Source organism: Shewanella sp. HL-SH2 (genome assembly GCF_051164935.1).
GTDB lineage: Bacteria > Pseudomonadota > Gammaproteobacteria > Enterobacterales > Shewanellaceae > Shewanella > Shewanella glacialimarina.
In genome coordinates, this window is the sequence record NZ_CP195035.1 from 3,428,769 (window position 1) to 3,449,151 (window position 20,383).

The window sequence follows — 20,383 nt, forward strand, 5'->3', positions numbered from 1 at the left end:
AAAAAACAATAAACCCAGCCAAAGCAGGGTTTATTGTTCAATATTCATCTATTAATTAGCTTAACCAGTAATAATTTTTATCCCGGGAATAATCTGTTGAGCTTTGAGGCCTTTCTTCTTTAACCAAACATAGAAGATGACCAATGCAAACATAAAGAAACTTATCCATGCCATTGATTGCACAGGGTGTTCACTGAATGTGGCACCTTGATAAACAACAGTGGCTGTTCCATAAGCTAAAGCAAATGTCCATAATGCGGCAAACCGCGCCCATTTAATACCAAACTCATTAACTAACGCGCCCATAGCCGCAACACATGGCGTGTAAAGTAAAATAAATAATAGATATGAAAAAGCAGCAATTTGTCCACTAAAGCCAGATTGTAAGGCGCTGAATGTTGATTTATCAACCGCTAACTCTTCTGCTGCGGTGTCAATATTATCAACACTCCCAACATCAATCGATAATGGATCATCAGGGGCGATACCAAGTAAGTTTTCAGGTATTGTTATCCATGCTGCATGGAATGTATCAGCTAACGATGCCAACTCTTCATCACCAGCGCTAGGTGTGCTATATAAACTATTCAAGGTGCCAACAACGGCCTCTTTAGCAAATATCCCAGTAATGATACCTACAGTTGCTGGCCAATTATCTTGTTCAATACCCATAGGAGAAAATAAAGGCGTCACTTGTTGACTGGCTACACTGAGTAGTGACTCCTGGCTATCCTCATGACCAAAACTACCATCAATACCAATTGCATTAATAAAGTTAAGCAGCGTCACTACGATTACAATGGTTTTACCCGCACCAAGAATAAAGCTTTTGGTGCGTTTAACAGTACGAGATAATACCGCTTTAACTCTTGGCATTTCATAGCTTGGTAATTCCATCACTACCGCACTGCTGCTTCCAGGAAGTACAGTATGGCGTAATAGTAGTCCTGTACCAACTGCGGCAAAGATACCAATAATATACAGCATGAAGACTAAATTTTGCCCCGAGTCAGGGAAGAAAGCCGCTGCAAATAATGCGTAAACGGGTAATCGGGCGCCGCAAGACATAAAAGGAGCCATCATACCGGTTACGATACGCTCACGCTCGCTGCCTAACGTACGTGTCGCCATAATGGCAGGAACAGAACAACCAAAACCAACTATCATTGGCACAAAGGCTTTTCCGGGCAAACCAATTCGACGCATTAAACCGTCAACAACAAATGCTGCTCTTGCCATATAGCCCGATGCCTCAAGTACAGATAAGACTAAAAATAGCGCTGCAATAACCGGAATAAAAGTCGCAACGGTTTGAACACCTTGACCAACACCACCGGCGAGAATTGTCACTAGCCAATCTGGAGAACCAATTGAACTTAACATAGCACCAAAATGATCGACAAAAATGGCACCGGCTGTCATGTCAAAAAAATCAATAAAAGAGCTGCCAACATTGATACTAAACATAAACATCAAATACATGACGAACAAGAATACCGGAATGCCTAAAAATGGGTGCAGCACAAAACGGTCTAACCTATCTGTCATACTAAGATGTTCGCCGACATTAACAGAAGCGTTAAAGATTTTTTCAACGAAATCGTATCGTGTTGTAGCTACCATCACTTCTATATCTTCACCGCTTTGTTCTGCGGTTTTGGTACAAGCGCTAACAATATCTTTAAGTTGACTGCTGTCACAGCTACCGCAACCATTGCCATTACCTAACATGGCTAAAGCACGGCCTCGGCTTAACTGAGGCAAATGATGTAAATTACTTTGTTGTTGCAATGTAATAACACTTTGCTCAATTGAAGCGTGATAATTAAGCTCAAGTGGTTTTTCTGCTATTTCTTTATCAACAATCGATAATATAGCGGACTTAACGCGTTCAACATCGTTCAAATCTCGAGAACATACACCTATAACTGGACAGCCTAGTGCTGCAGACATTTGTTCAATATCTATGTCGATTTTAAGTTTTTTAGCCGCATCAGTTTTGTTAAGTACAACGACCATAGGGATGCCAAGTTCACGTAACTGTACCGTTAAGTACAAATGACGTTCAATGTTAGTAGCATCAACCAGATTAATGATTGCATCAACTTTTTGATCAGCTAAATACTGTTGAGCAATTTGCTCATCTAGCGAGCAGTCACAGCTGTTACCTGCGGGTAATAAATCATAGATACCGGGTAAATCTGTTAAAAAAACCTCGGTATCGGCAAGACTAAACTGGCCAGTTTTCTTTTCAACCGTGACACCAGACCAATTACCCACCTGTTGATTTGAGCCGGTTAGGGCGTTAAAAAGCGTAGACTTACCTGCGTTAGGGTTACCTACAGTGACGCAATGGAATTGTTTAGTCATGATTTAACCACCTCAATAACTTCAGCTAAATCTTTACGCATACAAATATGGCTACCTCGAAGATTAAGTTCTACACCGGAACCCATTGGCGCTCGACGTACTAAACTAAAATGAGTATTAGGCGTAATCCCCATTGAGAGTAATTTACGCTTTACGGTTTGCGGAAGAGAAAGATGGCCGATTTGACAAATCATTGCCTTGTCGCCAGGACTTAGCTCGCTAAGTTTCATTAAGGTACGCCTTTTACATCATTGATGACCAGACAATTCTAGCGAAGGTTAGGCAGTTAAAACTTTATCTAGATCAAAGTTTTTAGTGTTAACGAGAATTGTTTTCAATTGTATTTAGTATTATGTGACAAACCTCTTAGTAAAAAAAGGGTTTTTTTATGAATTTTGAAACATCTTCATCGTGGAGCTAATACTAAGCCGAATTGGTAATCATCTATCCACTTCCCCGCTAAGTAAGTGTGCTGCAAAAAAGTGCCCTCTAAACTAAAACCTACTTTTTGTAATACTTTAATTGAAGGTAAATTCGTTTGCGCACAAACAGCAACATACTTATGAATATCAAATTGCAAGCGGCCCCAGTCAACTAAAGTTTGCAGGCTTTCTGTTCCATAGCCCATACCCTGCATGCTTGAAGACAATAAGTAACCCACCTCAACACGCTTTGAATAAAAGTCCTGACAATAAAAGCCCGTTAAGCCGACAAACTCGCCGTCAATGGTTTCAATCAGTAACGTGAGCCAGTCACCACTTTCGATAGACCAAGGCAACAATCTTGACTCAAACTTTGCCAGTAGCACGACTTCAGTCGCAGGTTCACGAATATACTGGTTAACTTGAGGATCTTGGTTGATAAATAAAAAATTATCCCAGTCTTGATATTGCAAACTTCTAATCACTAATCTATCGCTATACAGTGCTATATCCATATTACTCTCACCGACAATAACAACAAAAATTCCGACAAAAAAGGCGACACTCAGTCGCCTTTAACATCATTATTAACAAAGAGACTAACCTCGGCTAGTCACTTCTAATAAATGATATCCAAACTGAGTTTTCACTGGACCTTGAACTTGGTTTAATGGCGCATTAAATACGACTTCATCAAACTCTTTTACCATCATGCCTGGACCAAAAGAACCTAAGTCACCGCCTTGAGAACCTGAAGGGCATGAAGAGTAAGATTTTGCTATTTCAGCAAATTCAGCTCCATTTTCAATTTGTTGCTTTAATTCGTTACATTGCTCTTCAGTACTGACTAACAAATGTCTTGCCGTTGCTTGTACCATTCTAACTCCTACCTAGCTTGAAATAAATGTGCCGCACACCTTAGCATAAATAAGACGTGTGACACACGCATGAAAATTAATGTTTTGCTAATTCAGCATCAATCCAATCAGACACTTTTCTTTCCATTACCGCCATAGGTAATGAACCTGTAGTGAGAATTTGATCATGGAAACCTTTAATATCAAATTTATCACCCAATTGCTTTTCAGCATCTGCGCGTAGTTTTAGAATTGTTAACTGGCCTACCTTATAAGATAAGGCTTGGCCAGGAATGGCCATGTAACGCTCAACCTCTGCAACAATATCAGACTCCGCCATTGGCGAATTATCTTTCATGTATTGAATAGCTTGCTCGCGGCTCCAGCCTTTGGCGTGAAGACCGGTATCAACAACTAAACGCATAGCGCGCAACATTTCATCAGACAGCTTACCAAAATACTGATACGGGTCAGTGAACAAGCCCATCTCAATACCTAAGTATTCAGCATAGAGTGCCCAACCCTCTTCAAAAGCTGTATAACCCTGGAAACGTTGAAATTCAGGCACTTCTGATAACTCTTGTTTAATCGCTATTTGAAAATGATGACCAGGAGCTGCTTCGTGTAACGATAACGTGGTCATACCCCATTTAGGCTGAGCTTTTAAATTAAACGTATTGATATAAAAAACACCGGGACGAGAACCGTCAACAGCGGGTGATTCATATGATGCGCCTGCTGCAGATTGCTCACGGAAACTTTCTACTGGTTTCACTACATAATCAGCTTTAGGCATAACATTAAAATATTTAGGTAGTACTTGGTTAATGGTATCTTTTAATTCCATATAACCATCAATCAAGTCTTGCTTGTCAGTGAAGAAATATTGCGGCTCTGATGATAAAGAAGCAAAAAATGCCGTTAAATCACCTTCGAATTTAACTTGTTCTCTGACCATATCCATTTCAGCTAAAATACGCTTCACCTCAGATAAACCAATCTGATGAATTTCATCAACGGGCATTTTGGTCGTTGTATGGCTATTCGCTAAATGTTGATACCACACTTTACCATTAGGTAATCCCCACCAACCGTCAGAAGCCCTTGCGTTAGCCAAATAAGTACCTTGAACATAATCACGCAGAGTAGCCAGTGCAGGAATTAATTTAACGCTTATAAAAGATTTATACTCCTGTGTCAGTTCAGCCTTTTGTTCGGCCGTGAATGAATCAGGCATCAATTTTATGGGCGAATAAAACAGACTATCCTCAGGGTTAGCGACCACCTGGGCAGTTAGTTGAGGGATCATTCTATCTACCAATACTTTAGGTAGAACCACTTTGCTATTAATACCCTCGTCCATTCTCACTTGGGCCAACTGTAGCCAATTAACGAACCCATCTAAACGAGAAAGCCAGTTTTGATAGTCATCAACCGTTTTAAAAGGTTGTGCGCTTTCACCTGCACCTAACTGAACCATAGTGAAAACGGTGTTATAAAACTGATTCATGGGCAAGAAATGCTCGGGATAAGTTTCCGCCATCAATTCCATATCACGATCATAAATAAACATGCTGTAGCTAATTTTCAAATCAGCAGGTAAAGCATCTGCATCAATATCTTTAGCCTGTGAAAAATACTTGGCATTAAGATCATGACGAGCCTTTAAATATTCCTCGGTTAATGATTTACCAAATTGATCATTGTATTCATTCACGCCAACAAAGGTTGCGTAAATCGGTTCAAGTTTTAATTGCTCTTTAAAAAAGCTATCAACCATAGTTAAGTAAGCCTGTTCAGCAGATACTTTAGTTGATTGCGAAATTGATTGAGCTGCGGCTTCAGTCGAAGCCAAAGATGCTTGTGGCGTATTATCGCTACAACCTTGGATCGCAAACAATAACGATATGCTGGCTGCTAGGAGGGTTTTCTTCATTTTTATTAATCCTTTTACACATGAATCAAAAAACATATCTATAATTAAGTAAGAATATTCAATGGAGTTCCTCAATGACCTATTCTTTTCGCAATTCAAGCTTTAGAGATCCTGAAACGGGTGTCTATAATCAAATATACTTTATGGAAGTGTTTAACCGTGAATGGCACCGCCATCAACGAGAAAAACAAAGCTTAGCGTTATTGTATCTTTGCCCACACATACATGAAACAGTTAAACAGCCTCATTTACTGGAATTATTCACTAATCAGGTGCAAGAAGCACTTTTACGAGCAACGGATCTCATCGCAAGATTAGACACAAATCATTTTGCCCTTGGCTTATTCAATGTCGATGAGGAAGGCGCTAAAGTCGTTTTACAAAGAATTGATGAGCAAATAAATCAATTTCTCACCAAGTACGGTAAAGACCATAATTTCAGTATTAATTACAAACTCGCAGGAGGAATATGTCTGCCCAGTAATGATAAAAATATTGAAGGCTTATTTGTCAAAGTTGAATCACTTTCAAATGAATTAGCGCTAGACCATTCGCGTCATCAAGCTTTGACCCACTTACAGTAATTCATACAAACTACACATAATAAAAAAGCCCCTCGCGGGGCTTTTTTAATGTCTAGAGAATGAGTATTAACTACAGGGCCACGTTATGAATACGGGCTTTTTCTTTAATATAAGAAATGTAACTATTAGCACTTCTAGCAGTCTTTTTATCTTTCGATGCTTGAACAGCACGATTATAAGCAGACTTATATTGTTTCAAGGTCAAATGCACTAATGCTAGCTCGAAATGCGCTTCACCTGGGTTATCAATACCCAAGTCAAGTGCTTTTTCAAGGGCAACAATCGCTTCTTTATAATTTTGGTCAAGGGACAATAAACGCCCTTGCTTTAAATATAACTCACCATCATTACCTGCGACAGCAGCTTTACCGTAGTAATTAGCGGCTTGCTTAAACTCTTTAGCATTATGGTAGAATCCAGCGAGAACATTAAATGATTTCTGATTTTCTGGAATCAACCCTGATTTCAAGTGTTTTTCATAAATTTTAGCAGCTTGATAAGGCGAACCTTTTTGCGCTAAAAGTTGTGCTAAACGAGTGATGTTTCCATCAGTATCTAAGAAACCAGCTTTATAAGCTAAGTCATAAGTTGCTAAAGAACGATCATAATCTTCAGTCATCAAATAAAACTGTGCTAGCTGAACCCATAGACGCTTATCGTCTTGGAATAAAGGCACCATAGTTTCTAGAATTTTAACTGCATCTTTATACTTTTTCTGATTAAAGTATGCAGTCAATTTCATTTGATATAAGTTTTTATCAGGCTCTTCTGCTAATGCTAAACCTTTATCAGCAACTTCAAGTACTTTATTCCATTCTTTTAGCTCTGTGTGTGCAATACCTACACGGCGATACATTTGAGAATCAGCCTTACAGGTAAAGTCCATCCATTTGTAATAATATGGAATAGCTTCTTTGAATTTTCTCTCTTGTAGTAGCAAATCAGCATACAAACGCATTGTTGCAGCGTGATCAGTACCACCAAGAATGTCAGCTTCAACGGCAGTCTTCAAGTACTTGATCGCCGTTTGCATTTGACCTTTCTCAGCATAAAAGTTACCTAACATGCGATCGACATAAGCTTTGTCAAAATCGTTTTTAGGATTAGCTTCTAATAGCATAGAGATTGCTGCGTCTAAATTGCCTTCAGTATATGCTTCGAAAGACTTTTGTACTTTCTTTGCAGCACTGTCGCCGACTGCACGAGATTGACGCTTGTCAATCTCACACTTTTCAGCTGCAATTGCGGCACTGCTCAACATTGCGCTTCCACAAACAGAAAGAAGCAGTGCTGTTGCAATAGTCGTAATTTTGCGCATTATCTACCTCCTTTCTCTAAAGTGAAATCAAGTTGTACAGCCATACCGGTTTGTTTAAGCGCTTTGCCATCAACAATTTTAGGCTTGTATTTCCACTTCTTAAGAGCACGAATTGCTTCGCGGTCAAATAAGCGTTTTGGTTCTGCTTTGATAACGGTAACGTCATCTACACCACCAAGTTCATTGATTGTAAAAGAAAGTTGAACCCAACCCTCTTTACCATCACGAGCAGCAGCAATAGGATATTGAGGCTCGATACGAACAATCGGTGTAGCATCACCATCACGGGTCATCATGTTACCAAGCTTAAAGCCTGTTGATGCTGAACCCGCTTCAACTCCACCCATATTGAACGCCATATTAGTGTCAATATTGTTTGCAGCATCTGGCGGAGTAGTATCCGGCTTAGGTGGCTGCTCTGGTGGTGGTGGTGGCTTAGGAGTTACCCTTGGTTTCTTCTGTGCCTTCGAATCCTGCTTATCCATCGTAATTTCAATAACAGGGGTCTCAGTCGACTCATCGTTGCGCTGTGCACCGCCGCCGACCAAGAATGCCATGAAGGCAAACAGACCAAAAGTCACTGCGGCACCAATTATGATTGATACGAGTGCTCTTAGCATATTAGTCATTCCCCGCTGATACAGAAATTTTGTCGATACCAGCAGCTTTTACGTTATCAAGCACTTTAACTACTAAACCATGAGTAGTGTCTTTATCTGCTTGAATCAGAACAGCCGCTTCCGGTGCTTCAGCTAACATACGTTCTACGTTAGCGGTTACACGTTCAATATCAACCTGACGATTTTCCATCATAATGACGCCAGATTTACTGATGCCAATAAATATGTTTGCCGAAGGTTTAGACGTAGCCTGTGACGCTTTAGGCTTGTTATAGTCTAAGCCAGATGGCTTAACAAATGATGTTGTTACAATGAAGAAGATCAACATGATAAATACGATGTCAAGCATCGGAGTCATATCAATTTGCGCTTCCTCGTCTATACTGGAATGCTTCTTACGTGCCATGTTCAATCTCTCTTTAGTGGTGAGGCATGCTGTCTTTTAGCATTTCTAATCTGATTCTCATTTTCGAGTCTAAACGAGTGCTGAAAAATACACCCGATAGCGCTGCTACCATTCCTGCCATTGTTGGCATTGTGGCCATTGAGATACCAGCTGCCATTAGACGAGCATTACTCGTCCCCTGAACTGCCATCACATCGAATACTGAAATCATACCGGTTACGGTACCAAGTAAACCAATCATTGGACAGATTGCTACTAGGGTTTTGATTAACAGCATACGTGCATTCAAATCTTGCTTAGCTTGGGACACCCAAGCTTCACGGATACGGTGTGCGTGCCAAGAGTGTGTTTCATCTCTTGCTTCCCACGCAGATATAACAGCTTGATGTTGCTTTGGTGATATCCAGTTTAGATACCAGTAACGTTCAAGCATTAATACCCACATTAGGAAAAGCACAGCTGCTACCAACCAGAGGACATCTCCCCCGGAGGCCATGAAGCCCCTGACGGAATCCCATATATCCATCAGGAATAGCATCATTAGTCAGCCCTCTTCTCAGCATGTTCTGCAATGATACCAGCGCTTTGTTCTTCAAGAACTTGAACGATTGATTTACTACGAGCAACAACAATTGCGTGTAATAACATTAATGGTAACGCTGCAATCAGACCTTGTACGGTAGTAACAAGTGCCATAGAAATACCGCCAGCCATTAACTTTGGATCGCCTGTACCGAATAACTGGATTGATTGGAAAGTTGCAATCATACCGGTTACTGTACCTAAAAGACCCATCATTGGCGCGATAGCTGCTAGTACCTTAATGATTGAAATACGTGCTTCTAAAGCAGGCGTTTCTTTCAAAATAGCTTCATCAAGTTTCAATTCTAACGTTTCAACATCAACATCTTTGTTGTCTTGATATACTTTCAAGATACGACCAAGTGGGTTCTTACCTGGGTTATTGATATTTTTACGTTGGCTTTTAACTTTACCAGAAGTAATTGTTAATGTGACTAAACGCTCTAGGGCGATTAAACCACCTAATGCTAGTAGTACTAAAATAATATAACCAATTGGTCCACCAGCTTCTAAACGATCTTCAATGCTAGCTTTGTTAGTGAAGATATTTAGTAACACACCACGGGCTGGATCAATATAGAACTCAGAGAAACCAGAAGTGGTATTTTCCCAGTTGCCTACTGCAGAAACTTGATAACCTTCAGGTTGTTGTGAAAGCTCTTGAATTAAGCTTAACTCAGGCTTATAAACAACATATTGACCATCAGCTGTTAAGTTGAATGCACCAACACGGTAGATAGAAGTGCTAACAACGTTACCGTCGATTGCAGTCACATTACCGGTGAATTTAACAACTTTACCAGACTCAACCATTTCAAATAATTGCGCTTCCCAGAATTGCTCTAGTTCTTCAATTTTCGGTAATGATTTACGCGAGCCTAATTCTGCAATAAATGCATCACGGCCTGGGTATTGAGCAGAAATATTAGATGCTGCAAGTTTACCAGCGAAATCGCCAGCTTCACCTTTAACAACACCAAACATTTCGCCTAAGTCGCCTTGGGCTGTTTTTAAATCTTCTTCTAACTGAGCAATTTTACGCTCGTTATCTAAAAACGCTTGGTTAAGATCTTTACCACGTTGCTTCTCAGAAGCTAAAGCATCTTTTTCACGTTTTAATAGTGACGCTTTGTCACCACGTTCGTTTTGGAATTCTCTTTCACGTTTAGCGCTGTTTTTGCCTTCATTAGCGCGTTCAACTTTAACTTGTTGCAATAATTGGTCGATAGTTTTTGGTGCATCAGCAGCAGAAACCATGCCAGCAGTTAAAGACAAACTTGCAGCTAATACAGCTGTAGTAATTAACTTCTTCATTATTGAGCAGTCTCCGCAGCAGGAATTGGTAATGCGAATAGATCTAGAGCACCTTGCTTACGAGCAATGCGAATACCCTTTGTAATATCACGTAAATAGCTGTCTTCTAACTTGTTCCAAGTTTTAGCTTCAGCATCGTACATCCACGCAATTTTTTGATCTAAACTTTGAGCGTAAAGCGCTACGCGACCTAGGTTAAAGAAATCAACTAGCACTTCTTTGCCATCTAAGCTTAATTTACCAGTATGAACTGATACAAAGTTACCGTATTCACGTTCAATGCTGTATGCATCAAGAATAAGACGATATTTTTCAGCTAAAGTGACTTCTGCTGTGTCTAGAATATTTTTTAAATTTTGAACACGTTCAGTACGTACTTCACTGTTAAAAGGAAGATCTAATTGAACAAACTGCTCTAATGCATCAACCATTTTGAACATTAACGGCACAACACCTTGACGTAACTTGTCAACGCCATTGATGTCTGTTTGTATTGAATCCAGTGTTTTTTGTTGATCCGCCACTAAACCAGCTACGTAGTCATTGTAAGACTTTAGTGATTCGCGTTCATCAGCAACACTGCCATACTCAAACAACATGTCTTGAGCTTGGTCAAAGTATTTGTCAACTTTTTGTTGTGACGCTGCAGTTTCAGCATGAATTCTGCTGTCGGCCTTTTGCACATCGGCAAGAGGATTTGCAACTACCAGGTTGCTACTAGCTAAAGCCAGTGCGCCAACAAGTGCAGTAGCGATTTTTGTTCTATTGCTTACCTTGGACATAGTTCCCAACCAATTTGAAGTGAATTAAAAAAGTGTAGACAGTGCAATTGTAATAGCTTGATAACAATGTTAGCAAAACGTCAACAACGCTAAGCCTATCTTTCTCTTGTGATTGTTAGTTTTTCTTCCCTTTTCTATGCCTGTTAAGGCATAGACCCGCTCGCATCATTTCACAAAATGTTGACCTATGTCAACATTTGGGAACATCAAAAATGAGCGAAAAGAACACGAAAGATTGAGATTATGTGTAGTCGCTTAATTTGTAAGCATTATGAATTCGTCAGGGTATATCTTATTACCTAATAAACGATCGTCGGAGATACACTTAGTGGGCGTAACCCTGAAGAATTCTATGCGTGGGAAAATGAACAAGTGATCTTTTAAATAACAATTAATAATTTGCTTATTGTAATGTTAACAGTCATTTATTAAGAGACAACTTACCTTTCAAACTCATTTTAATAATACATCAGACACATTCGTAAGCACTTGTTATCTTTTCCAATTTTTTATCTGACTAGCTGATCATAACTGCTAATTACCGAGGTTGAATCGACCTAACGTTCGGTAAAGGAATAAATGATATTGCTTAAGATGAATATAATTAAATGACCCGTTAAACAACGTCTGGATAAATTCAAGCAATAAGCCCTAACTTTGAGACTTGAATAAAATCAGACTGTAATTCAACAGGTAAATTTTGACTTATAAATAGACAATTATTCATTGTAGTTTTTAAACTTAGAAAACAAGTTCCAACCTGTTATTTTTTAGATGAACACATCCAAGTTGATGCTTCTATACAAACGCATAGATTATATGCCCCCCGAGAGTCACTCAGGCTTTGCTGTTGCAGGTGTATTGTTTTAACCATTTGAGTTCCTTTAGAGCAACAAGCCATTACACTCTAGGTCTTACGAAGTAGCACAGAGTTTTCATAGAAGATTTGAATTTCTGAATAAGGCTACATAAATCTTGAAGTCATCACAACTGAGTACAATTCAGCCGAAACACTTTACCTTAAACCCTGTAACTAGCCTTAAATACGCATAAATTCCACTAAATGACCAGATAATTAATAGAACAGGAAGAAAGCCGTTAATATTTTGTTTGAACTAAACAACACATAAAAAAAGCACCCTAAAAGGGTGCTTTTTGTCTAGCTAAATTGGAATTTAGAATTTTTGTGAAATTCGTGCAAACCAGCTAGCACCGAATAAACGATATGTACTTTCGTCAGTATTACCGTTTGACCCAGTTTCGATATATGGAGGCTGTTCGTCAGTAAAGTTTTCAACACCTACACTGATTCTGGTACCTGTATCAAAGCTATAAGTTGCTGAAATGTCATGGTACATGAATGAGTCAACTGTGTAAGTGTGACCTTCTGTAACACCCCAATATACTAAATCATTATATTCAAGACCTGAAATATAATTAGCAGCATACGCAATAGTTAAGTCTTCCCATGTGTAGTTAGCACTGAAGTTGGCTTTATCTGTTGCATAACTAATGTCATTTTCAAAACGGCCATTCAAGTCTTCCATTTCAAACTCGAACGTGCTGTTGTTATACACTTGGTTTTCACGCTCTAGGAAGTGAGTCCAAGATACGTTTAGTGCAAAATCACCCGCTAAAGCACTGAATGCGTAGTTAGCATCAACATCGATACCTTTAGCAGTCATACGGCTTAAGTTAGTGGCTTGCTCAGTAATGTAAGATAGTTCACCGTTAGTACGTTCACTATTAGCACATAGACTTGCTACGCCACCTAAATAACAACCTTTTAGAGAGTCACCAGCAGAGATAGAGTCAATTACGCCATCAATTTCAATAGCCCAGTAGTCAACAGTTAGCCCTAAACCATCAACAAAATCAGGAGAGTAAGCTATACCAACAGTAAAGGTATCACCTTCTTCTGGTTGTAACTCAGGATTACCACCAGCTTGTGCAAGCTGTTGAGAATCTAGGTTATTTGAACCACCACTTGCTACGCCATCAGCCATACAGTTGCCTTGTTGCGCAGCTGTTAGTCCACCCCAAGCAGCTGTACTACATGGATCTGATGTGAATGAGAATGTGTCGCTTTCTGGTGAATACAAATCAGAAATTGTTGGAGCGCGGAAAACAGTACCGTAGGTAGAACGTACCATTAATCCGTCAATCACTTTCCATTCAGCACCTAGTTGATAAGTTGTGCTGCCACCAAATGCAGAGAACTCATCGTAACGGATACCAACAGGTAACTCTAATGATTCAACTAATGGTAAATCACGTAGTACTGGAATACGGAACTCAGCAAACAAGCTATTTACATCAAAGTTACCTTGAGTACCTTTTGACTTATTACCCGTCACTTCACCCATGAACTTACCCGAGTCAACACGAGCTTTATACTCTTCTTCGCGATATTCATAACCTACGCCACCAGTAATAGCACCTGCTGGTAACTCGATTAAATCACCACCAATAAAGGCTGTAATTGTTTGTAACGTGTATACTTCTGAGTCAACTAAAGGAGCAGTAACATAGTCAAGCATGTCTTGAGTTACTGAACCTGGACCACCAAAGATGTTCATAGACACACAGTTATCAATAGGGCTATCTTCCGTACCACAAACGATATTACCTTTATCATCTTTAAATGATGGGCCCATCGCTTTAGATAAGTTCGGTCCGAATAACTGACCAAAGTCATTTGATATTACTTGGCTGTGACCATAGTTATAGTTTACGTCGTAGTAGTAACTATCACCAATATCACCTTCGATACCAATAACTTGTTGGAAACGAGTTACATCTTGTTCAAAACTACGTCCACCTTCAAGCATACGACGACGTGAACGAACTACATCTTCCCCAAATGGGTTATAGAAGTTGTCCTTTGAAACACCATTAAACGCGGTACCATTAGGTAAAATACCTTTGTAAGCTGGGTCATATAACGTATCGTAAGGAACCGCTGCTAATTCTTGACGAGACTCACGTTTGTTAACACGAGTTTCAGAGTACATGCGTGTATCATCGTTTAACTCAAATTGACCTTCTACGAAAAAGTTAAGTTTTTCATAAGGTGTTTGTAAATAGTTAACTGGCGCATAGTTGTAAGTGTCATTGTTTGCACCACCGCCAACATAATTACGCATATCAGCTAGTGTCGCGATACCGCCATCACAGGTACCATTTGTTTTGCTCGGGCCGCCTGAAGCTAAGTAGAAGTTACCACAAGGAGTTGAACCAGAACCCACTTCAATAACGTTTGCATCAGGGCCAGTACCAATTAGACCGTTTTGCCAGAATGACTCTTCAGCTTCATCACCAAATACTTGCCAAGGATAGTTAAGAAAATCTACGCTTGTGTCACCTTGGTAAACAGCATCTTGCTTAACATAATCAACACCAAATACTAAATGACCAGCATCAAACGCTTTACCAGCAACTAAACTAAAGCTTGTCTGCTTGTTAACGTCAACATCAAAAGAATTTTTAGCTTGAGCTGTGATTTCTAAACCTTCGAAATCTTTACGAGTAATAATGTTAACAACACCCGCTACTGCATCTGCACCGTATGTAGCTGATGCGCCATCTTTAAGCACTTCAATACGTTCGATCATTGAGCTTGGAATTGTTTGGAAATCAGAACTTACTGGGCGACGGCCGTTAACAAGTACTAAAGTACGAGAAGAACCTAGACCACGTAATTCAACGAAAGTACCACCGTTACCACCATTGTTAGTTGTGGTCATAGCTGGTGAACCAGACATTACAGAACTATTCTGAAGGAACTGACCAACGTCTTGAATACCCTGAAGCTTCATTTGCTCAGCAGTAATAACTGTTACTGGTGATGCAGTTTCAAGGTCGGTACGCTTAATACGTGAACCCGTTACTTCGATACGTTCTACTTTTGCGCCTTCTTCAGCAGCAAAAACTGCTGGAGCACTAAATGCAGCTGCTGCTGCACCGCTGATCAGAGCAAAGCGCACTGATTTAGCTAATACGTTCTTATGCATTGTCTATCTCCCTGGATATATTTGTCTTTCTTATAATGCCAATCTTCGTTACTTGAAGTATTGGTGTTGAGATACTATAACACTTTGCGCTATAAAATCACATTTGCCACGCAATAAAATCACATTTGAAACAAGTAATCAACAATTGATACCTCGTAAGCGCAAAAGTTAATCAAGTTGATATTTAATATCCGTTCACTTTTATGGACAAAATGATAAAAAGGTAAATTAAAACAATAAAATTCAACAAGATAAAAATTAAACAATAAAATTAGCTAATTTTTCATTTTTAACCCTATAACAACATGTGTATAAACAATTCATCAGCAACTAATATAAATCTAATTTTGCAAAACTTGTGATTTTACATAAAGCATAAAACATATAACAACTTCATAATCGCTGAATGATAGCGGACCTTGCAGCTTCAGAAGCGATCAAGTGTGCTTGACGTGTAAATACCCCACTTGGCACAAAATAATGAATTCATTCACTCCCGCAATATTTTAGTAACAACATTAGATCAATGACATTTGACCGTTAGAAAAATCGCCATAACTTAACCCAAGTAATGACAATATCGGCTCTGCAATAGGTTGAATTTGTTTTTCGATGTAATAGTCATAATCCATTAACCAGTCTTTATCACACACAGGTTGAACGCCTGCGGTGGTGATCACATACTCAATAACCGCTCCCCTTTTTAACCAGTCGCTATTTTGCTGATACTCGGCCATCAACTTTGCCGCCCTAACATGTGGGGTCGACTTAGCGGTGTAGTCTTCAACATTTCGCTTTAAGCGTTTTTTGAACACTAGCTCTTGATCGAATGCTCCTTGCTTTAACAGCGCAACTTGGGACTCTAAAAACTCGCTAATATCTTGCTGATTAAAAAATCGCTGATACAGCTGATATTGAATGCGTTTAGAAAGCGGTGTCCAATCGCTTCTAACCTGCTCCATTCCTTTAAAGACCATTTCAGGCTTATCATGTTTATCTAATTTCAAGCCAACATAGCGTTTTTTACTGCCAATTTCACTTCCGCGCAAAGTGGGCATAATAAATTGCTGAAAATGGCTTTCAAATTCTAATTCAAGATAACTTGGCAAATTAAATTCTGTCGCACACCAATCAGCCCATTTATCGGTAATGATTTTTGCCATTTGCAAGCCAATTTCTAACGCATTTAATTGGATGTCATTACCTAGCCAAACAAATGTAGAGTCGGTATCACCATAAATGACTTGATAGCCCATTTCCTCTATCCAAATCTTGGTCATTTTCATTATCTGGTGACCGCGCATCGTAATAGAGCTGGCGAGCTTTGCATCATGAAATACGCACCCCTTTGACCCAAGAACTCCATACAATGAATTCATGATGATTTTAATGGCTTGCGACAATGGTGCATTGTGATCTTTTTTAGCCTGCTCACGCTGCTCAGCTAAGCTGGCTATCAACTTGGGCAGAATTGGATGATGGCGATTAAACTTTGCCCCTAGAAAGCCATCAACTAACATTTCACTGGTATCTAAATTTGACTCAGCTAACTTTAAGCCTTCTACTAAACCTTTAGGATCAATCAAAAAAGTGCGGATAATTGATGGATACAAACTTTTAAAATCAAGTACCAACACATTTTTATAATGTCCTGGCATAGAATCCATCACATAACCACCAGGACTTTCCAGCCCATTACTTGCGGGCATTTGGGGGGCAACAAAACCGCTGCGGTGTAAATGCGGAAGATATAAGTGATAAAAAGCGGCGACAGATGCCCCGACTCGACCAAACTCAAGCCCGGTTAACTTAGCGCGTTCTATGGCAAAATCAAGTAGCTGAGTCTTGTCAAAAATATCCCACACCAAGCGACAATCAGTTAAATTGTAGTGCGCTAGTTTGAGCTTATCCTCAACGAACATTTGGCTTATTTCATTACCTCGATTTTCAACATGGTCAATCGCTTTACCCTCATTTAATAAAGCACGCGACACAAACTCAAGCGAAAATCGATCAAAGTTATAAAATGCAGCTTTAAGCCAATCAATACCATCCAATACCACTCGTCCGGGCAAATTTAAGGTTTCAGGGCGATATTTATCTTCGACTTTCCAGCTTAACTCACTGTGGCCTCGGCCAATTCTGAGTGGAATATGATGATGTTTACAACGCTTAAATAGCAATGCTAAATCAAACACCACCACAGCCCACCCAATAATAACGTCGGGATCATATTGACTAAACCAATTGATTAATCGATGCAGTAAAGCAACCTCATCTTTAACCCACACAATGTAATCTTCGGCATCAGGGTATGATGCTTGTTCACCCACCATAATAACGCATTGATAATCAGTCCCGTAAAGGCCAACCGAATACAACTCGCCTTGCATACTGCATTCAAAATCGAGTGAAACAACTTTTAAATCACTTCTTGTTGATAACACATTTTGTTTATCACGCGCGCCATCAGCCAAAGCATTACCGCTGGCTGCAGCGTGCAAAAAATCATCGTTTACATTGTCTACCTTGGTTGTTCTTACGCTACCTCTTCTTGCACGATGCGCGGTAAGTACTGGCAGACTTTTTACACTAGACTCAACAGTGCCCTCACATTCGATATCAAATGCGATAAATCGCTCAATCAAATAACGTTGCTCGGCACGAATATCGGTTTCATATAAAGGCACCCCGATATCATTGGCAATGCGCTGCAATTGCTTAAGCGCAGAACTGGTTTTTAAATAAATGCCACAAACAATTTGATGGTCAAAATTGGTCATTGCTAAAACAGCCACACGGGCTTGGGTTAAGTAAGGTGTTAACTTGGCCACATCAGCTTGACGGCAAAAGCACACAACATCCTCGTTATGAAGTTCAACGAGCACAGGTCCATTAGCCGTTTTAATATAATATTGCAGCACTAACTGGCCCTGCCGATAGTTGGCATGACGAGTAAGTACCTGCCCTTCAATACGGGTTAAGGCTTTATTTACCGGTAAGAGATTTGAGTTCAATTTTATTATCTGTTTTAAGCACAAAGATTCACTGTTATTATGTACAGCATAAATCAGTCACCGCAGAATAAAAACTACTCATGCTCACTGACCAGGTAAAAACGCAAATTCGCACCATCTATAAAGACATTGCCTCGGCAATGCCACAATTTCGTTCACGCCGTGAACAAAATTATATGGTGGCAGAAATTTCTAAAACTTTAGCCGGTGAATATGACAAACAACGACCTATTATTGTTGTTGAAGCGGGGACGGGTATTGGTAAATCACTGTCCTACCTTTTAGGCGCTATTCCCTTAGGCATCGCGAGTAAGAAAAAAGTCTGCATTGCCACCGCAACAGTGGCACTGCAAGAGCAACTACTGCATAAAGACTTACCCTTTTTCTTGCAGCATTCTGGTTTAAATTTTAAATTTGGTTTAGTTAAAGGGCGTCAGCGGTACGTTTGCTTAGCAAAGCTAGAGGGAATGATGGGTTCCCAAGACAGTTCGCAAATGGCAATGTGGCAAACAAAGCCAGATCAGAGCCAGGTTGAGCAACTGCAAAAAATTCATCAAGATTATCATCAGAAAAAATGGAATGGTGAACTTGATAGTTTAAAAGAGCCTATTCCTGACTTTTTATGGCAACAAATATGCTGCGACAAACACAGCTGTCATCGTCAGGTTTCTGCACACCATAACTGCCCTTTCCATAAAGCCCGTGAAGATGTTGACACATGGGATGTGCTTATTGCTAATCACAGTTTATTGTTTGCTGACTTAGAATTAGGCGGTGGGGTTATTTTACCTGAGCCTGAAGATATGTTTTACATCATAGATGAAGCACATCACTTACCGATTGTCGCAAGGGACTTTTCCAGCGGGCAGGCGACGATACGTGGCGCATGTGATTGGTTAGATAAAGCGACTAAAACCTGTAGCAAACTGCAAAACCAGTTAAAAACTAATAATATTATTGCCCCAGTTCAAGCCATGCTTGATCACATCACCGACATTATCAGCTTACTTAATCAGGTGGCTCAGTTTTGTGATACGCAGCCACAGTTTTTTGCCAACCCAGAAACCAGATGGCGCTTTGAACACGGTCAATTACCCCAATCATTAACCATTCAGGCTGAAAACATCGCCACAGCTACGGGTAGCGGCTTAAAACAGTTTAATAAAGTGGTTTCGGTTTTATCTGAAGCAATTAAAGATGGTGAGGTGCCAAAGCACCAATCTGAAGGATTGCTGTCTGAAACAGGTTTTATTCTGCAACGATTAGAGAATCTGCATAAAGTGTGGAAAATGATCGCTAAAGAAGACAATAAAAAAGGCGCGCCTACTGCCAGATGGATTGAGTTAATTACCGGTAAACAACAAGATTACTTAGTCAGTGCCTCCCCCATTGAAGTCGGCTTTATGCTTGAGTCAATGCTATGGCAAAAGGCTGCTGGGGTGGTGCTGTGCAGTGCCACACTAAGAGCGCTGAATAACTTTAATCACTTTGCCCATCAGGTTGGTTTAAGTATCAATGATGGCAGTCGCTTTTTAGCCCTGCAATCACCATTTGATTATGAAAATAATGCCACACTTTTTATTCCCCATATGGATAATGAGCCAACAGATGATGATTACACCGCAGAGCTTGCGACCCAAATAGTCGCCTTAATTGAAGGGGAAATGGCCTCTTTGGTATTATTTGCATCGTACTGGCAAATGGACAAAGTGGTAGAATTAGTTGAAGGTAAAATCCCTAGTGAGCAACTTTTTATTCAAGGTTCAATGCCAAGGCAACAAATTTTAAGCCAGCATAAACAACGTTGTGATGATGACAAACCAAGCATTATTTTCGGCACAGGTAGCTTCTCTGAAGGGCTAGATTTACCCGGTGATTACCTCACTAACCTCATTATTACCAAACTGCCCTTTGCCGTGCCGACATCACCAGTTGAACAGGCCCATGCCGAATATATAAAAGTAAAAGGCGGTAATCCATTTTTACAACTCACCATTCCAGATGCTTCGCGCAAGTTAGTCCAAAGTTGTGGTAGATTACTGCGAAAAGAACAAGATTATGGTCGCGTGACAATCTTAGATCGCCGTTTGGTGACTAAACGTTATGGCAAATCGTTAATTGATGCATTACCGCCCTTTCGGCGGGTGATTGAGTAGGTATAC

General features: G+C 39.9%; 15 protein-coding genes. 2 read left to right on the forward strand and 13 right to left on the reverse strand.

Features of this window, described 5'->3' with window-relative positions; translation table 11 throughout:
• Positions 1-60: 60 nt before the first annotated feature.
• The 5 genes from feoB to ACRWP9_RS14955 form a co-directional block, all read right to left on the reverse strand.
• Positions 61-2,370 (reverse strand): Fe(2+) transporter permease subunit FeoB, encoded by a 2,310-nt coding sequence (gene feoB / locus ACRWP9_RS14935; protein WP_434926660.1) that lies wholly within the window; start codon positions 2,368-2,370, stop codon positions 61-63.
• Positions 2,367-2,600: a FeoA family protein gene (locus ACRWP9_RS14940; RefSeq protein ID WP_226414467.1), complete on the reverse strand. Its 234-nt coding sequence runs from the start codon at positions 2,598-2,600 to the stop codon at positions 2,367-2,369. Before ACRWP9_RS14940 ends, feoB begins: the two co-directional genes overlap by 4 nt.
• Positions 2,601-2,776: 176 nt before the next feature.
• Positions 2,777-3,307 carry a GNAT family N-acetyltransferase gene (locus ACRWP9_RS14945; RefSeq protein ID WP_434926661.1) on the reverse strand — a complete coding sequence of 177 codons (531 nt, stop codon included), beginning with the start codon at positions 3,305-3,307 and terminating at the stop codon, positions 2,777-2,779.
• A gap of 84 nt (positions 3,308-3,391) precedes the next feature.
• Entirely contained in the window at positions 3,392-3,670 is a 279-nt protein-coding gene (locus tag ACRWP9_RS14950) for a peptidylprolyl isomerase (protein ID WP_235089149.1), read from the reverse strand.
• Between the two features lie 76 nt (positions 3,671-3,746).
• Positions 3,747-5,585, reverse strand: a complete 1,839-nt coding sequence (locus ACRWP9_RS14955) for a DUF885 domain-containing protein (protein WP_434926662.1) — start codon at positions 5,583-5,585, stop codon at positions 3,747-3,749.
• A 74-nt stretch (positions 5,586-5,659) separates the two neighbouring features.
• On the opposite strand from ACRWP9_RS14955, the gene ACRWP9_RS14960 reads away from it, so the two are divergent.
• Entirely contained in the window at positions 5,660-6,169 is a 510-nt protein-coding gene (locus ACRWP9_RS14960) for a diguanylate cyclase domain-containing protein (protein WP_226414458.1), read from the forward strand.
• 70 nt (positions 6,170-6,239) lie between these two features.
• On the opposite strand, the gene ACRWP9_RS14965 is transcribed toward ACRWP9_RS14960, so the two are convergent.
• The 8 genes from ACRWP9_RS14965 to ACRWP9_RS15000 all read right to left on the reverse strand — a co-directional run bounded on the left by ACRWP9_RS14965 (position 6,240) and on the right by ACRWP9_RS15000 (position 18,227).
• Positions 6,240-7,487, reverse strand: a complete 1,248-nt coding sequence (locus tag ACRWP9_RS14965; protein ID WP_434926663.1) for a tetratricopeptide repeat protein — start codon at positions 7,485-7,487, stop codon at positions 6,240-6,242.
• A complete protein-coding gene (locus ACRWP9_RS14970) occupies positions 7,487-8,107 on the reverse strand; it encodes an energy transducer TonB (protein WP_434926664.1) in 621 nt (206 codons plus the stop codon). The genes ACRWP9_RS14965 and ACRWP9_RS14970 overlap by 1 nt, the downstream gene beginning before the upstream one ends.
• Position 8,108: 1 nt before the next feature.
• Positions 8,109-8,513: an ExbD/TolR family protein gene (locus ACRWP9_RS14975; protein WP_226414450.1), complete on the reverse strand. Its 405-nt coding sequence runs from the start codon at positions 8,511-8,513 to the stop codon at positions 8,109-8,111.
• Positions 8,514-8,526: 13 nt separating this feature from the next.
• Positions 8,527-9,054, reverse strand: coding sequence for a MotA/TolQ/ExbB proton channel family protein (locus tag ACRWP9_RS14980; protein ID WP_226414447.1), 528 nt, complete (start codon positions 9,052-9,054; stop codon positions 8,527-8,529).
• Positions 9,054-10,409: a MotA/TolQ/ExbB proton channel family protein gene (locus ACRWP9_RS14985; protein WP_434926665.1), complete on the reverse strand. Its 1,356-nt coding sequence runs from the start codon at positions 10,407-10,409 to the stop codon at positions 9,054-9,056. Before ACRWP9_RS14985 ends, ACRWP9_RS14980 begins: the two co-directional genes overlap by 1 nt.
• Positions 10,409-11,191: a DUF3450 domain-containing protein gene (locus tag ACRWP9_RS14990; protein WP_434926666.1), complete on the reverse strand. Its 783-nt coding sequence runs from the start codon at positions 11,189-11,191 to the stop codon at positions 10,409-10,411. The genes ACRWP9_RS14985 and ACRWP9_RS14990 overlap by 1 nt, the downstream gene beginning before the upstream one ends.
• 1,175 nt (positions 11,192-12,366) lie before the next feature.
• The gene (locus ACRWP9_RS14995; protein ID WP_434926667.1) at positions 12,367-15,204 is read right to left on the reverse strand and encodes a TonB-dependent receptor domain-containing protein; all 2,838 of its coding nucleotides are present in this window, start codon (positions 15,202-15,204) and stop codon (positions 12,367-12,369) included.
• Between the two features lie 518 nt (positions 15,205-15,722).
• Entirely contained in the window at positions 15,723-18,227 is a 2,505-nt protein-coding gene (locus tag ACRWP9_RS15000) for a DNA polymerase II (RefSeq protein WP_434929087.1), read from the reverse strand.
• A 74-nt stretch (positions 18,228-18,301) separates the two neighbouring features.
• Here ACRWP9_RS15000 and dinG point away from each other — a divergent pair, with 74 nt between their 5' ends.
• Positions 18,302-20,377, forward strand: a complete 2,076-nt coding sequence (dinG, locus tag ACRWP9_RS15005) for an ATP-dependent DNA helicase DinG (RefSeq protein WP_434926668.1) — start codon at positions 18,302-18,304, stop codon at positions 20,375-20,377.
• The last annotated feature ends 6 nt before the right edge of the window (positions 20,378-20,383 follow it).

Coding starts and splice junctions, on each gene's coding strand:
- ACRWP9_RS14990 (WP_434926666.1), bottom strand. CDS start 11,191: ATGTCCAAGGTAAGCAATAGAACAAAAATCGCTACTGCACTTGTTGGC.
- ACRWP9_RS14940 (WP_226414467.1), bottom strand. CDS start 2,600: ATGAAACTTAGCGAGCTAAGTCCTGGCGACAAGGCAATGATTTGTCAA.
- ACRWP9_RS14970 (WP_434926664.1), bottom strand. CDS start 8,107: ATGCTAAGAGCACTCGTATCAATCATAATTGGTGCCGCAGTGACTTTT.
- ACRWP9_RS14980 (WP_226414447.1), bottom strand. CDS start 9,054: ATGATGCTATTCCTGATGGATATATGGGATTCCGTCAGGGGCTTCATG.
- ACRWP9_RS14950 (WP_235089149.1), bottom strand. CDS start 3,670: ATGGTACAAGCAACGGCAAGACATTTGTTAGTCAGTACTGAAGAGCAA.
- ACRWP9_RS14975 (WP_226414450.1), bottom strand. CDS start 8,513: ATGGCACGTAAGAAGCATTCCAGTATAGACGAGGAAGCGCAAATTGAT.
- ACRWP9_RS14995 (WP_434926667.1), bottom strand. CDS start 15,204: ATGCATAAGAACGTATTAGCTAAATCAGTGCGCTTTGCTCTGATCAGC.
- feoB (WP_434926660.1), bottom strand. CDS start 2,370: ATGACTAAACAATTCCATTGCGTCACTGTAGGTAACCCTAACGCAGGT.
- dinG (WP_434926668.1), top strand. CDS start 18,302: ATGCTCACTGACCAGGTAAAAACGCAAATTCGCACCATCTATAAAGAC.
- ACRWP9_RS14945 (WP_434926661.1), bottom strand. CDS start 3,307: ATGGATATAGCACTGTATAGCGATAGATTAGTGATTAGAAGTTTGCAA.
- ACRWP9_RS14955 (WP_434926662.1), bottom strand. CDS start 5,585: ATGAAGAAAACCCTCCTAGCAGCCAGCATATCGTTATTGTTTGCGATC.
- ACRWP9_RS14965 (WP_434926663.1), bottom strand. CDS start 7,487: ATGCGCAAAATTACGACTATTGCAACAGCACTGCTTCTTTCTGTTTGT.
- ACRWP9_RS14960 (WP_226414458.1), top strand. CDS start 5,660: ATGACCTATTCTTTTCGCAATTCAAGCTTTAGAGATCCTGAAACGGGT.
- ACRWP9_RS14985 (WP_434926665.1), bottom strand. CDS start 10,409: ATGAAGAAGTTAATTACTACAGCTGTATTAGCTGCAAGTTTGTCTTTA.